We start from the raw sequence: 15,593 nt of genomic DNA, 5'->3' as shown, positions 1-15,593 counted from the left end.
GATGGTTCCTCTCGTGAATCAGCGGCGCACCAGGCTCAGCAGCAGCAGCGCGCACAGGCTGGCCCCCGCGGCGACCGCGGTGAGTACGGTGCCCACGCTCAGGTGCTCGAACAGCACCCCTCCCACGCCGTAGGCGATCGGGCTCGCCACGAACACGGCGGCGCCGAACACCGGGACCACGTGCGGGCGCAGGTGGGGTGGCGGGCGCAGCATCATCAGTGCGACGGCGGGCGCGGTCACCGCGGGCAGGAACATGCAGCTGGCCGCGACGGTCAGCGCCAGTGTCGTGACCGGCTGGTTCCAGGGCAGCAGCCACAGCACGGCCGCCGCGCCCGCGCCGCCCGCCGCGGCGAGCCGCACGGGTGGGATGCGGCGGGCGAGCCGGGCGACCACGACGGTGCCCAGCGCGGTGCCGCCGCCCCACGCGGCCAGCAGCCAGCCGGCCACATGGGGGTCGGCGTGGTAGCGGCTCTGGGCCATGACGGGCAGTGCGAGCATCACGACGGGCATGAGGGTGCCGTAGCCGAGCGCGGCCAGGGACATGGTGCGCAGCACCGGGTCCTTGAACAGGTGGCGCACGCCGTCGGCCATGTGGTGCGCCGAGGACTGGGCGGGGGCCGGCGCGTGGCGGGGCAGCCCGGTCAGCAGGGCGGCCGACACCGCGAAGGAGGCGGCGTCGATCCACAGCACGTTGAGCGCGCCGAGCTGGGCGATCAGGAAGCCGGCGATCGCCGGGCCGACCAGGCGCGCGGTCGAGGTGGCGGTCTCGAACAGGGCGTTGCCCGCGGTGACGACCCCTTCGTCCAAGCCGATGGTCTCGGTCAGCAGCAGGCGCTGCGCGGACAGGTAGGCCGAGGCGACGCAGCCGACCAGGGCCACGATCGCCGCGAGCGCCCAGAACGGCAGCGTGTCCGCGAGGTACAGCGTGGGCACGGCCGCGGTGAGCGCCGCGCTGCACAGGTCGCCGGCGATGGTGACGCGGCGGGCGCCCCAGCGGGCCACGAGCAGTCCGGCGGGCATGCTCAGCAGGGGCACCGGCAGGATCTGGATGAGGAACACCAGGCCCATGCGTGCCGGTGAGCCGCTGGTCATCAGGACGAACCAGGGCAGTGCCAGGGTGGTCATCTGGGTGCCGACGGAGGAGGTGAACTCCGCGGCGACGACTTGGCGGAACTGCCGGCTGTGCAGGGGCGGGCGCACCGCCGTCGCGGTCGTCACCGGGTCGCCCGTGCCGAGGCCGGGCGCATGTCGCTCCAGTGGGAGTCGATGTGGTCGACGCAGGCCTCGCGTGTGTCCGGGCCGAACACCGGTGTCCAGCCCGCGGGTACGGGGATGTGGCGGGGCCACAGGCTGTGCTGCTGTTCGGCGTTGACCAGGACCTGGTAGACGCCGTCGGGGTCGTCGAAGGGGTGGGCCATCGTGCTCTCCTTGTCGCTGCCGGCGCTCACCACGTCACCGGCAGCCGGTGGACGCCGTAGACGGTCATGTCGGAGCGCATCGGGATGTCGTGGGGGTGTGCGGCGATGCGCAGGTTCGAAAAGCGCCGCAGCAGTGCCGTGTAGCCGATGCGCAGTTCCAGGCGGGCCAGCTGCTGTCCCAGGCACTGGTGGATGCCGTGGCTGAAGGTGAGGTGGCTGTGGCCGCCTCGGGTGACGTCGAGGCGGTCGGGGTCGGTGAACTGCCGGGGGTCGCGGTTGGCGGTGGGGAGGTGGACCAGGACCGTCTCCCCCTTGCGCAGCCTCACCCCGTCGATCTCGACGTCCTCGGTGGGGGTGCGCTGCACGCCGACGTGGACGACGGTGAGGTAGCGCAGCAGTTCCTCGACCGCGCTCTCGACGAGTGATTCGTCCGCGCGCAGCAGGTCCATCTGGTCGGGGTTGGTCAGCAGTGCGTAGGTGCCCAGGGAGAGCATGTTCGCGGTGGTCTCGTGCCCGGCGACCAGGAGCAGCAGGGTGGCGCCGATGGACTCCTCCAGGGTGATGTCGTCCCCCGCCACCAGCACGCTCAGTACGTCGTCGGCCGGTTCGGCCTGCTTGCGCAGGAGCAGTTCGCCGGTGAGGTCGACGAGGTCCTTCAGTGCGGCCTGCGCCTTTTGCGGGTCGATGTCCAGGCGCAGCAGGTTCTCCGAGTCGCCCACGAACCGGTCCCGGTCGGCGACCGGCACGCCGAGCAGTTCGCAGATCACCTGGGAGGAGACCGGCACCGCGTAGTCGGCGACCAGGTCGGCGGGCGGGCCCTTGTGCAGCATCGCGTCGGCGTACTGCGCGGTGATCTCCTCGATCCGGGAGGCGAGCAGGCGCATCCGGCGCAGGGTGAACTGGCCGGCCAGACGCCGCCGGAAGCGGGTGTGGTCCGGGGGGTCCATGTGCTCGAACAGGCCGGGGATGTCCGCCTCGAGATCGGAGGGGCGGTCGGAGGGGAATGCCAGGTGCTTGTGCGAGGCGGCCGAGCTGAACCGTTTGTCGGACAGGATCTGCCGGCCCTGTTCGTAGCCGGTGACGAGCCAGCCCTGGTATCCGTCGGGGAAGGTCATCCGGCCGATCGGGCCCTGGGTGCGCAGCACCTGGGGCGGGTCGAGGGGCCGTTCCCTGAGGGTCGGCAGCCCGTTGGTGACGGCATGGATGGTTTCAGTCATTTTTTCTGCATTCCGCCGTCGGTCGGGTGCAACGGCTGTTCCGGGGGTGGGATGGGGCCGGCCGGTCGGAGCGGGGTCCGGCCGGCCGGGGGTGTGTCAGTGGTCGTGTCCGGTGTCGGTGTCGTGCGGTGTTTCGGCCAGCAGCCGGGTCCGCAGCTGGGAGATCCTCAGCTGGGGGTGGTGGGCGACGAGTTCGAGCAGGCGCGGCCACTGGCGGACGAGTGCGCCCATGACAGGCGGCGCGATGTAGTGGGGTGAGTACACCCACAGGCCGTGCAGCTCGCCCTCGACGTCGCGGGCGACCAGGTAGAGGTCGAGGTTGTGCGGTTCGATGGCGGTGATCAGTTCCGGGAGCGGGGTCACGTCGCCGACCTGCACGCCCAGCGGTGCCACCTGGAGCCCGTCCAGGGTCAGCGTCCTGCTGGGCACGCCGAGCAGGTTGAGCATCACGCGCAGGGGCAGCTGGTTGCCGTCCCCGACGACGCCGTCGTGCACGAGCGCGCGCACCGGCACGTTCTGGTGCGAGTAGGCGTCGAGTTCGCCCTGCAGGACCCGCTGGAGCAGTTCGTGGAAGGTGGGGTCGTCCGCCATCCGCGACCGGTTGAGGATGATGTTGATGAACGGGCCGACCATCGTCTTGGTCTCGGGCCGTTCGCGGCCGGCCAGCGGGTGGCTGACGGCGATGTCGGTGGCGCCCGAGTAGCTGTGCAGCAGTACGTGGAACGCCGCCATCAGCATCATGAACAGGGTGACGCCCTCGCGGCGGGCGGCTTCCTTCACCGCCGCCATGACCTCGGCGTCGACCACGACGCTGTGGCTGAAGCCCTCGATGAAGTCGTCGAGTTGGTGCTCGGGCGCCTCGAAGTCGAGGACGCGTGCGGCGCCGTCGAGCTCGGTGCGCCAGTGCTCGACGTGCTCGTCGAGGGCGCCGCCGGCCAGCATCCCCTGCTCCCAGGCGGCGTAGTCCAGGTGCTGGACGCGCACCTCGGGCAGCTGTGGCCGGCGGCCGGCCGCGTGGGCCGCGTACAGCGTCGACAGTTCGTCGAAGACCACGAGGAAGCCCCAGTGGTCCACCAGGATGTGGTGGGCGACGAGGACCAGCGCGTGTTCCTGGTCGGCGAGCTGTACGAGCAGGGCGCGGACCAGGTTGCCGTCCTCGATGCGGAAGGGCTGCTGGGTCTGGCGGGTGAGCAGGTCGCGCAGCCGTTCGTGCTGGTCCTGGCCGTGGTGGGCGCGCAGGTCGGCCGTCTGCAGCGGCCACTGGGGGCGGCCGTCGGCGAACTGCACGGTCGCCGAGCCGCGTTGGACGTAGCGGGTGCGCAGGATGTCGTGGCGGCGCACCAGGTCGTCCAGGGAGCGGCGCAGGGCGATGGTGTCGAGCTTCCCGTGCAGGCGGAAGGCGGTGATGACGGCGTGGTGCGCGTGGTTGGGGCCGACCGGCTGGAGCAGGAACTCCAGCTGTCCGAAGGACAGGCCGGTGCCGTCGCTGCGGTCGGCCTTGGGGATGGGGGCGTGCAGCAGGTCGGCCGCGCCGACGGCGGCGGCGGCGTGCGGGTCGGCGTCGCGGGCCGGTGTGACGGTGCCCTGCTCGACGGCGTCGGCGCAGCGGGCGAGGGCGCGCAGCGCGTCGAACCAGGCGGTGACGATCTCGTGGACCTCGTCCTCGGTGAGCAGCGAGCTCGCCCAGCTGAGGTGGGCCACCAGTTGCGGGCCGTCGGGTCCGTCCTGGGTGACGGCGTTGACTTCGAGCGGGTGGGACAGCGGGCGGACACCGGTGGGGGTGGGCGCGTGGTCGTCGCGCAGCGGCAGCCAGGGCGTCTCCTCGTCGGTGACGGGCACCCGGCCGAGGTAGTTGAACAGCACCTGTGGGGCGGGCAGCGCGGCGAGCAGCGGCGCGCTCTGCGGGTCCAGGTAGCGCAGCAGTCCGTAGCCGAGGCCGTTGTCGGGCAGCGCGCGCAGTTGTGTGCCGGTGTGCGCGAGGGCGGCCGCGAGCTCGGTGCCCGCCGCCGTCACCTCGTGCCAGGGCAGTGTGGCGCAGTCGAGGCGGACGGGGTGGACGCTGGTGAACCAGCCCACGGTGCGGGACAGGTCGGCGCCGTCGACCAGGTGTTCGTGCCTGCCGTGGCTCTCCACGTCCAGCACCAGCGGGGTGCCGTGGTGGCCGCGGCGGGCGCGCCAGCGTCCGACGGCGAGGGCGAAGGCGGTCAGCAGCACGTCCTGGATGCCGCGGCGGAACACCGCGGGGACCTGTGCGACCAGCGGTGCGGTGTCCTGGGCGGGCAGGGTCAGCGACAGGCGTCCCTCGGTGCCGGTGACGTCGCGTTGCGGGTCCAGTTGCCCGGCCAGCAGCGGTTCGGCGTCGCGCAGGACGTCCTGCCACACCGGCAGCTCGGCGCGGTGGCCTGTGATGCCCTCGCCGGTGGCCACGCGCTGGGCCCAGCCGCGCAGCGACGTCGTCACCGGTGCGAGGAGGGGTTCGCGTCCCGCGGCCACCGCGTCCCAGGCGACGGCCAGGTCGGACAGCAGGATCCGCCAGGAGACGCCGTCGACGGCGAAGTGGTGCACGGCGAGCAGCAGCCGGCCCGGGCGGGTGGGGCCGGCGTCGAACCAGACCGGCTGGAGCATCGCGCCGGTGGCCGGGTCCAGGCGCCGCTTGGCCGCGGCCGTCTCCTGGGCGATCCGTTCCCGGGTGTCCGTCTCGGACAGGGCGCTGGTGTCCACGCGGCGCAGGACGTCCGCGATCCGTAGGGTGCCGGGCTCGTCCGCGTGCAGTGACCACTGTCCGTCGGGGGCGGTCACCAGCCGTGTGCGCAGGGCGTCGTGCTGGTCGACGACCGCCTGGAGCGTGGTGAGCAGCCGGGCCTCGTCGATGCCGGGGGGCAGACCGACGGTCGCGGACAGGTCGAAGCCGGCCGTCGAGCCGCCCAGCTGCCGTTGGCGTTCCAGGACGGGCAGCGGGGGGATGGGGCCGGTGCCGATGTCCGTGACGCGGGCCGCGGCGTCCTCGTCGGCCAGCCGCGCCACCTGGGCGATGCCCGCCACCGTCTGGTGGGTGAACACGTCGCGGACGGTGAACACCAGGCCGGCCGTGCGGGACTGGGCGACCAGCTGGGTGGCCTGGATGCTGTCTCCGCCCAGGTCGAAGAAGCCGGCCTCGGCGCCGACCTCCGCCAGCCCGAGCACCTCGGCGAACACGGTGCACAGGGTCTGTTCGACCGGTGTGTGCGCGGCCCGGGACACGGTGTTGGCGCCCAGGTCCGGTGCGGGCAGCGCACGGCGGTCGAGCTTGCCGTTGCCGGTCATCGGGAACGCGTCGAGGACCATCACGGCCACGGGCACCATGTACTGCGGCAGCCGCTCGGCCACGAACGAGCGCAGTTCGGCGGGCTCGGCGCCGGCGCCGTCGGCGAGCACGGCGTAGCCGACGAGGTCCTTGCCGCCGGAGGGCTTGTCGTGCACCACCACGGCGGCGTTCGCCACGGCGGGGTGCGCGGCGAGGGTGTTCTCGATCTCGCCCGGTTCGATGCGGAAGCCGCGGATCTTGACCTGGTCGTCGGTGCGGCCGAGGTAGTCGATCCGTCCGTCCGTGCGCCAGCGCGCCAGGTCACCGGTGCGGTACATGCGTTCGCCCGGGGTGCCGTAGGGGCAGCTGACGAAGCGCTGGGCGGTCAGGCCGGGTTGTGCGAAGTAGCCGCGGGCCAGGCCCGATCCGGCGAGGTAGAGCTCTCCGGGGACGCCGACCGGGACCGGTCGCAGCCGCTCGTCGAGGATGTAGGCGCGGGTGTCGTCCATCGGCGTGCCGATCGGCACGGTGCCCTCGGGCACCTCGCGGGTGCTGTGCAGCACGGCGAACGTCGTGGTCTCCGTGGGGCCGTAGCCGTTGGTGAGCACGGTCTGCGGCCAGGCGGTGAGTGCCTTGGCGACCACGGGGGGCGAGAGCGCCTCGCCGCCGGCCAGCACCTCGCGCATCTGGGCCAGGGCGCCGGGGTCGCGTTCGATGAGCAGGTTGAAGAGTGCGGCCGTGAAGAAGGCCGAGGTGACGTGGCGTTCGCGGATGGTGCGTACCAGGGCGTCCGGGTCGAGCTCTCCGGGCGGTGCGAGGACCACTTCGCCGCCGTTGAGCAGCGGTACCCACAGCTCGTAGGTGGAGGCGTCGAACGCGGTGGGGGCGTGCATGAGTACGCGGCTGTGGTTGCCGCCGCGCCACACGTGGTCGGCGGCGAGGCTCGCGATGTTGCGGTGGGTGACCGCCACGCCCTTGGGGCGTCCGGTGGAGCCGGAGGTGAACATGATGTACGCCATCCGGTCGGGGCCGCCCGCGGGCGGCGGGCCGGTGACGTCCGCCGCGTGGGGGGCGGCGGCCAGTTCGGCGGCGACGTCGAGCACGTCCACCGCGTCGGCGTGGGGGTGCTGCAGGTGCTCGCCGTCCACGAGGAGAACGCTCGCCCCGGTCTCGGCCATGATCAGCCGCATGCGGGAGGCGGGGTAGCGGGGGTCCAGCGGCACATACACGCCGCCGGCCTTGAGGACGGCCAGGATCGCCACGGGCACCCGCACGGAGCGTTCCATCAGCAGGCACACCGCGTCCTCGGCGCCGTCGGCGCCGATCCCCCGGGCGCGCAGCCGGGCGGCGAGCCGGTCGGTGAGCGTGCAGAGCTCGCGGTAGGTCAGCCGCTCGTCGCCGCAGCTGACCGCGACGGCGTCGGGGGTGCGGGCCGCCTGTGCCCGGAACAGTTCGGGCAGGCCGGCCGTGGGCTGCTCGCCGGCGGTGCCGTTCCACTGGGTGAGCACGCGGTGCCGCTCGGCCGGGGTGAGCAGGTCGACGTCGCCGATCGGCTGGTCCGGGTCGGTGATCATCGCCAGTACCACCTGGCGCAGCCTGCGCAGCATGGTGCGGACCGTCTCCGGGTCGAAGACGTCGGCGTTGTACTCGATGCCGCCGTCGATGCCGCCCGGTGTGCCGTCGCCGGCGAGGTGCTCGTGTGCCAGCAGGACCAGGTCCATGCGTGCCGTGCCGGTGCTGCGCACCACCGGTGCCGCCTCGATGCCGGGCAGGTCCAGGGCCTCGTCGGTGACGCTCTGCCAGGACAGCATGACCTGGACGAGCGGGTGGTGGGACATCGAGCGGGTGGGCCGCAGGCTGTCCACGAGGGACTCGAAGGGGATGTCGCGGTGGGCGAGGGCGTCCAGGGTGCGTTCGCGTACCGCGGCGAGCAGTTCCCTGAACGTCTGGCGGTCCGAGACCTGTGTGCGCAGCACGAGGGTGTTGGCGAAGAAGCCGATCAGGTTCTCGGTGGCCTGGTCGTCGCGTCCCGCGCTCGCCACGCCGATGGGGATGTCGGGGCCGGCGCCCAGGCGGCTGAGCAGTACGGCCAGTGCCGCGTCGAGGACCATGAACATGCTGACGTCGCAGGTGCGGGCCAGCCGGGCCAGGCCCTCGTGCAGGTGGGCGTCCCACTGGAAGGTGAGGGTGTCCCCGTCGTGGGAGGCCTCGGCCGGGTGCGGGCGGTCGACGGGCAGGGCGATCCGTTCGGGCAGGCCCTCCAGCGCGCCGCGCCAGTAGTGCAGTTGACGTGACCAGGTGCTGTCGGGGTCGTCCTGGTCGCCGAGGTAGTCCCGCTGCCACAGCGCGTAGTCGGCGTACTGCGCGGGCAGCGGTGTCCAGGTGGGTGCGTGGCCGGCCAGCCGTGCCCGGTAGGCGGTGGCCAGGTCGAGCCGCAGCGGTGCCAGCGACCAGCCGTCCGCGGCGATGTGGTGGACGACGACGGCCAGCACGTGCACGTCGTCGCCGAGGGAGAACAGCTCCGCGTGCAGCGGGATCTCCCGGGTCAGGTCGAAGGAGTACCGGACGGCGGCCGTCACCGCTTCCTCCAGGCCGGCCTCGTCGACCTCGCGCACCGCCAGCGCGGGGCGTGCCTGGTGGGGGTCGAGGATCTGCTGGCAGGCGACCGCGCCGGTGTCCGGGAAGACGGTCCGCAGCGCCTCGTGGCGGGCGACGACGTCGGCGAGGGCGGCCCGCAGGCAGTCGACGTCCAGTGCTCCGCTCAGGCGCAGCACCACGGGCAGGTTGTAGGTGGGTGAGGGGCCTTCCATCTGGTGCAGGAACCACAGCCGGCGCTGGGCGAAGGACAGCGGCAGCGGGTCGGGCCGGGTCATGGGGCCGAGTGCGGGCCGTGCGTGGCCCGCGTCCTGGCGCAGCAGTTCGGCCAGTTCGGCCACGGTCTGCTTCTCGAACAGGGCGCGCACCGGCAGCTCGACGCCGAGTGCGCCGCGGATCCTGGCCACCAGGCGGGTGGCGAGCAGCGAGTGCCCGCCCAGGGCGAAGAAGCTGTCGTCGATGCCCACCTGGGGGACGCCGAGCACCTGGGCGAACACCTCGCACAGGGCTTCTTCCTCGGCGTTGCGGGGTGCGGCGTACGCCGCCGCCGTGCGGGTCTCCTGTCCTTCGGGCGCGGGCAGCCGGCCGCGGTCGGTCTTGCCGCTGGGGGTCAGCGGCAGTGCGTCGAGGAAGACGAACGCGGACGGGACCATGTAGTCGGGGAGTTTCTCGGCCAGTGCCGTGCGCAGGTGGCGGCGCAGTTCGTCGCTCGCGCCGAGGGCCGGGCCGGGCACCACGTAGGCGACCAGCCGCTGGTCGCCCGGCTGGTCCTCGCGAACCACGACGACCGTGTCCTTGACCTGTTCCTGGCGCATCAGCACCGACTCGATCTCGCCGAGTTCGATCCGGTAGCCGCGCAGCTTGACCTGGTGGTCGAGTCTGCCGAGGTAGTCGACGGTGCCGTCCGCCCGGCGCCGTACGAGGTCGCCGGTGCGGTACAGGCGGTCGGTGAGGTCGGAGTCGAAGGGGTTGGCGATGAACTGCTGTGCCGTCAGCTGTGGCCGGTTGATGTAGCCGCGGGCCAGTCCGCTGCCGCCGATGCACAGTTCACCGGGGACGCCGGGCGGGACCGGTCGGCCCTCGGGGTCGAGGATGTGCACCTCGGTGTTGGCGATCGGCCGGCCGATGGTGATCGTGTCGTCCACGATGCGGGTGCCCAGGGAGTAGATGGTGGTCTCGCTGGGGCCGTACATGTTCCACAGGTCCACGCCCTTGGCCAGCAGGCGGCGGGCCAGGTCGGGGGGCAGTGCCTCGCCGCATATCAGTCCGCGCAGTCCCGGGCGGCCGGGCCAGCCGGCGTCGAGCAGCATCCGCCAGGTGGAGGGGGTCGCCTGCATCATGGTCGCGCCGGTGGTGGCCATCTCCTGGGCCAGCAGGGTGCCGTCGGTGGCCACCTCGCGGGTGGCGAGCACCACGCGGGCGCCCTCGACGAGCGGCAGCAGCAGCTCCAGGGTGGCGATGTCGAACGACAGGGTGGTGACGGCGAGGAGGCTGTCGTCGGCGTCGATGCCGGGCCACTGCTTCATCGCCCAGAACAGGTTGCGCAGGGCCCGGTGGGGCAGTTGGACGCCCTTGGGGCGTCCGGTCGATCCGGACGTGTAGATCACGTAGGCGAGGTCCTGGCTCTCGACGGGCGCGTCGAGGGCCTCGGCGGACTCGGCGGCGAGTTCCTCGCGCAGCTCGTCCACGCAGAGTGTGGTGGCGGCGGAGTGCGGCAGGCTGGGCAGCACCGAGCTCTGGGTGATCAGGACGGGCAGTTCGGCGTCCTCGATCATGAACGCCATGCGGTCCTTGGGCAGTTTCGGGTCGAGGGGCACGTAGGCGCCCGCCGCCTTCAGGACGGCCAGGACGGCGACGACCATGTCGAGCGAGCGTTCCAGGCAGACCCCGACCATCACATCGCGTCCGACGCCGAGGCCGCGCAGCCTGCGGGCCAGCTGGTTGGCGGCCGCGTCGAGCTGGCCGTAGGTGAGGGTGCGGCCCTGGCAGTACACGGCCTCGGCGTCGGGTCGCAGCGCCGCCTGCTGCTCGATGCGCTGGTGGGTGAGCAGCTGGTCGGGCCATTCGTGGCGGGTGTCCGCCCGTTCCTGGTGCTGGGCGCGCTGCTCGTCCTCGGTCAGCAGCGCGACGTCCAGGATGGGCTGGTCCGGGTCGGCGAGCACGTTGTCCAGGAGCACCTTGAGGTGGCCGCTCATGCGGTCGATGGTGGCCGCGTCGAACAGCTCGGTGTTGTACTCGAACCAGCCGCTGAGCTCCTCGCCCTGCTCGAACACCTGCAGTTCGAGGTCGAAGCGTGCGGTGGAGCTCTCCACGTCCATCAGCTCCAGGCGCAGCCCGCCGGCGCCGAACTCGGGCACCGGGATGTTCTGGTAGACGAAGGACACCTGGAAGATGGGCGAGCGGGACAGGTCGCGCTCCGGGCGCAGCTCCTCCACCAGCCGTTCGAAGGGTACTTCCTGGTGGGCGAAGGCGCCGAGGGCCGCGCCGCGTACCCGGCCGAGGAGCTCGGTGAACGTCGGGTTGCCGGAGGCGTCGTTGCGGATGGCGAGCGTGTTGACGAAGTAGCCGATGAGGTGTTCGACCTGGGACTGGCCGCGGTTGGCCACCGGCACGCCGACGACGACGTCCTCCTGGCGGCTGTAGCGGTGCAGCAGCGCGACGTAGGCGGCGAGCAGGGTCATGAACGCGGTGGTGCCGGTGCGCCGGCTCAGCTCGCGCACGCCGCTCATCACCGAGGCGGGCAGGTGGAAGGGCCGGGACGCGCCGGCCGTGCCGAGCACCGCGGGCCGTGGCCGGTCGGTGGGCAGTTCGAGGATGGGTGCGGCGCCCTCGAGGGTCGTCTTCCAGTACTCCAGTTCGGTCGTGAAGCCCGGTCCCGCCAGCTGCTTGCGCTGCCAGGCGGCGTAGTCGGCGTACTGGACGGAAAGCTTCGGCAGTTCGGCGCCGGTGCCGCTGACCGCGCCCTGGTACAGGGCGACCAGCTCGCCGAACAGCACGGAGGTCGACCACAGGTCGGCGACGATGTGGTGCATGGTGAGCAGCAGGATGTGTTCGTCGGCGGCCAGGCGCAGGAACTTCATCCGCATGAGCGGCCCGGTGCCCAGGTCGAAGGGGCGGGCGAACTCCCGGCGCGCCAGTGCCTTGACGCCTTCCTCGCCTTCGGGGCCGCGCAGGTGCTCGCACTCCTCGACGGTCAGTTCCAGCTCGCCGCTCTCGTGCACGACCTGCACGGGCTCGCCGTCGGCCTCCTCGAACGTGGTGCGCAGCGACTCGTGCCTGCGGACGATCTCGGCGAGGCTGCGGCGCCAGAGCTCCACGTCGAGCGGGCCGTGCACGCGTACCGCCGCCGGGATGTTGTAGGCGGCGCTGCCCGGGTTGAGCTGGTCGAGGAACCACATGCGCTGCTGGGGGAACGATGCGGCGAAGCGCCGTTCGCGTGCCGGTGGCCGGTGGCCGTTGCCGCGCCGCAACCGCTCTGCCAGCAGCGCGCGCTTCTGCTCCGGCGTGAGGCTGGTCAGGTCGATGTCGGTCATGCGCCAGTCTCCTGATCGTTGGTCTCGGCGGCGAGGAGTTCCCGCACCTGTGCTGTCGCCCTGGCGGGTCGCGGTGCCGGCGTCGGTGGGGCGCCCGGCGCCGCGGCGGCACCCGCGGCGTCGGGCCGTTGCGTGCGCGGCGTGTGGGGGGCCGCGAGCAGCGGATCCGGCCGCGTCGCGACCTGTTCGACTCGGTCGGTGCGCCGGGGGCTGGTGGGGGCGAGTGCCTGAGAAGGGATGGAGCCGCCAGGGTGTGGGGCCACGATCAGCCTTCCGCCCGGAGCTTCACGTGCTTGTCTACCCACCGGTGATCGCTGTGTCCATGTTCGCCACCGCGTCCGCCGGCCGGCCACGCGTCGTGCGCGGGATGTGGTCGAGCTGCGTCAGGGGATGGTCGCCCTGCCGGGCGCGGTGAATCAACTTCCTGCGGTGAACGCGGAGTTGGGGAGGGTGAACGTTCCTTGTGGAGGGTGGCGGGCGCGGACAGCGGACGGCGCAGGCACGGAAGATCCGTGCCTGCGCCGTCCGCTGTCCGCGCTCTCGGGTCAGGCGGTGCGCCCCCGTGCCCGGCGCAGGGGCCGCACGATCAGCAGCACCGAGCCGGCCAGCACGAGCAGGCCGGCGACCAGCGAGGCGGCGCCGATCCAGGGCAGCCAGGCGATCTTCGCCGCCACGGTCACATGGCCGGCCTGGCCGCGCGATCCGTCGGCCTTCATGACGACCGCCGCGACGTCGCCCGACTTCACCGACCAGTTCAGCGTCTGCGCACCCCGCCCGCTGGCCTGGGCGACCCATACGCCGGCCTTGGCGGGCGGTGTGCCGGGCGTGCCACCGGGGTGCTTGCTCTCGGTGTCGCCCTTGCCGCTGGAGTCGTGGATGGTCACGTGCTGGACGCCGTTCAGGTACTGACGCAGCTTCCCCTCGTCGGCGAGGCCGACGAACACCGGGTCGGAGGGGTTGTCCGGCTTGAAGGTGATCCGGAGGTCGTCGGTCAGGCCGGCCATCTGCTTGTCGGCGCGCCAGCTGTCGGTGGTCATGGCGTAGGTGTCGGTGCGGTGCGCGTAGCGGCCGGTGCCCAGATCGATGTAGCCGCCGTCGTGGGAGGCCATGTACACAGCGGTGCCGCCCGCACCGACGAGCGTCAGCGCCACGAGGGACAACATCGCACCGACCACGACGGCGGCGATGCGCCCGGCGGTCCAGCCGGCGGATGTGGTGCGCATATTCGCCCCCTCCACGAAATCCTTGGCACCCCTGTCGGTCACTGATTCCTCCTCGGTCTCGTCACCCGGGCGGTCAAATCCGGGTGCACGGTGCTTTTTTCCTGAACGGACGGCCGATGCAAGGCGACCCGGAGATCCCCTGTTCAGCCCACCTGGCACACCGTAACCGGACGAGGACCCTCCGGCATCAGGGGTATCCCCTACACGGATACCAGGGATATCCCCTACGAACTCCTGCACGCTGGAGAAATGCCCGCCCGCCGCTTTACCGGAGGTGTTCAACTGCGCGGATCGCGCAGTTGAACACTCGCGCGCGGGACCGGCGGGGCGGCGGGGCGGACGCGGCGTGCGGGCCGGCGTCCGGCCGGGATTTCCGGCGCCGTGAACGCCGGGGGCCGGCGGGTTTTGCGAAAGCCGCCGGGGGGCGTTCAACTGCTCGTATCGGCCAGTTGAACATCCCGGGCGAGCACCCGTGACCGCACGCGTTTCGGCACACCGTGCGCGAACCCCTGGCCACTGGACTCGGCCATGGTCCGGGTGCCAGCATGCATCCCGCGCTTGCCTCGGCAATTCGGCAGGTGACGGCGGAGCGGACATCCCGACATGGCTCCCTCACGTTTCTCCCCGCAGGAAACGCGAACCTCTCGCGTCCTGTTTTGCAGACTGAGCCGGAAAGAGGTCCGGAGACAATGCAAAAGATTCTCGACGCGGTCCTCGCGGGCGAACTCGACGAGGTGGGCCACCTGCCGGTGCCCGAGTTCTACCGAGGGGTGGTCCTGCACGCCGAGGAGACGACGATGTTCGAGGGGCTGGCGGGCCGCGACAAGGACCCGCGCCGCTCGCTGCACCTGGAGGAGGTGGCCACCCCCGAACCGGCCGCGGGCGAGGTGCTGGTGGCGGTGATGGCGAGCGGGATCAACCACAACACGGTGTGGTCGTCGATCTTCGAGCCGGTGCCGACGTTCGGCTTCCTGTCCCGCTACGGCCGCACCTCGCCGCAGGCGGCCCGGCACGACCTGCCCTACCACGTGCTGGGCTCGGACCTGTCCGGTGTGGTGCTGCGCTGCGGCGAGGGGGTGGCGTCCTGGCGCCCCGGGGACGAGGTGGTCGCGCACTGCCTGTCCGTGGAGCTGGACCACCCCGACGGGCATGCCGACACCATGCTCGACCCGCAGCAGCGGATCTGGGGGTTCGAGACGAACTTCGGCGGGCTGGCCGAGCTGGCGCTGGTCAAGGCCAACCAGCTGATGCCCAAGCCGCGTCACCTCACCTGGGAGGAGGCGGCCGCCTCGGGGCTGGTGAACTCCACCGCCTACCGGCAGCTGGTGTCCCCGGCCGGCGCCCGCCTCAAGCAGGGCGACACCGTGCTGATCTGGGGCGCCACCGGCGGACTGGGCTCCTACGCCGTGCAGCTGGCACTCAACGGAGGGGCGACACCGGTGTGTGTGGTCTCCAGTGCGCACAAGGCGCAGGTGTGCCGGCGGATGGGCGCGGAGCTGGTGATCGACCGCAGCGCCGAGGGCTACCGGTTCTGGAAGGACGAGCAGACCCAGGACCCGCGTGAGTGGCGGCGGTTCGGCGCCCGGATCAGGGAACTGACCGGCGGCGACGACCCGGACATCGTCTTCGAGCACCCGGGCCGGGAGACGTTCGGCGCGAGCGTGTACGTGGCCCGCCGCGGCGGCACCATCGTGACCTGCGCGTCCACCTCGGGATACGAGCACGCCTATGACAACCGGTATCTGTGGATGAACCTCAAGCGGATCATCGGCACGCACTTCGCGAACTACCGGGAGGCGTGGGAGGCCAACCGGCTCATCGCCAAGGGGCATGTGCATCCCACGCTGTCGCAGGTGGTGCCGCTGGAGGGCACCGCCCAGGCCGTGCACGACGTGCACCACAACCTGCACCAGGGCAAGGTCGGGGTGCTGTGCCTGGCCCCCGGGGAAGGGCTCGGGGTCAGCGACCCCGAGCTGCGGGCCCGGCACGAGCCGGCGATCAACCGGTTCCGCGCCCGGCCGGCGGGCACCTGAACGGATCCGGCCGCGAAAACGACGCCGCCGCGGCCCGAGACACCGTCAACTTCCCTGCACCGGCTGTTTCTTGACGGTCCGGCGGCAACTGTTGGATGCTGACGGTAAATGGCGGGATTCCACCGGGAGTTCCGGTCGGCGACCTACCGGCCGACGTTTTCCCGACCGCCTCTTTCGCATCAGGTTCTCTGATTCTCCCGGCCGCCCTACGGCCTCTTCGCCGGGCGCGGCACACACGAAGTAATCAGCAGGAAAGCGCGGCACGATCCGCGTCTTCGACATGAGTTCACG

At 71.9% G+C, this 15,593-nt stretch carries 6 protein-coding genes; 1 reads left to right on the top strand and 5 read right to left on the bottom strand.

Annotation, left to right across the window (positions count from 1 at the left end; translation table 11 throughout):
* Window positions 1–18: 18 nt before the first annotated feature.
* The 5 genes from IO33_RS0129740 to IO33_RS0129720 all read right to left on the bottom strand — a co-directional run bounded on the left by IO33_RS0129740 (window position 19) and on the right by IO33_RS0129720 (window position 13,269).
* Complete coding sequence (locus tag IO33_RS0129740; RefSeq protein WP_031170606.1) at window positions 19–1,218, bottom strand: MFS transporter; 1,200 nt, start codon at window positions 1,216–1,218, stop codon at window positions 19–21.
* Window positions 1,215–1,448 (bottom strand): MbtH family protein, encoded by a 234-nt coding sequence (locus tag IO33_RS0129735; protein WP_425347983.1) that lies wholly within the window; start codon window positions 1,446–1,448, stop codon window positions 1,215–1,217. The genes IO33_RS0129740 and IO33_RS0129735 overlap by 4 nt, the downstream gene beginning before the upstream one ends.
* Window positions 1,445–2,635: a cytochrome P450 gene (locus tag IO33_RS0129730; protein ID WP_031170602.1), complete on the bottom strand. Its 1,191-nt coding sequence runs from the start codon at window positions 2,633–2,635 to the stop codon at window positions 1,445–1,447. Before IO33_RS0129730 ends, IO33_RS0129735 begins: the two co-directional genes overlap by 4 nt.
* A gap of 96 nt (window positions 2,636–2,731) precedes the next feature.
* Window positions 2,732–12,046, bottom strand: coding sequence for a non-ribosomal peptide synthetase (locus tag IO33_RS0129725; RefSeq protein WP_051927048.1), 9,315 nt, complete (start codon window positions 12,044–12,046; stop codon window positions 2,732–2,734).
* 545 nt (window positions 12,047–12,591) lie between these two features.
* On the bottom strand, window positions 12,592–13,269 hold the full coding sequence (locus IO33_RS0129720) for a hypothetical protein (RefSeq protein ID WP_031170598.1): 678 nt from the start codon (window positions 13,267–13,269) through the stop codon (window positions 12,592–12,594).
* A gap of 689 nt (window positions 13,270–13,958) precedes the next feature.
* On the opposite strand from IO33_RS0129720, the gene ccrA reads away from it, so the two are divergent.
* A complete protein-coding gene (ccrA, locus tag IO33_RS0129715) occupies window positions 13,959–15,302 on the top strand; it encodes a crotonyl-CoA carboxylase/reductase (protein ID WP_031170596.1) in 1,344 nt (447 codons plus the stop codon).
* Window positions 15,303–15,593 lie beyond the last annotated feature (291 nt).

It is taken from the genome of Streptomyces durhamensis (genome assembly GCF_000725475.1).
Lineage (GTDB): Bacteria > Actinomycetota > Actinomycetes > Streptomycetales > Streptomycetaceae > Streptomyces > Streptomyces filipinensis.
The sequence above is the reverse complement of the archived record's forward strand: the minus strand, read 5'-3'. Positions and strand labels throughout refer to the sequence as shown.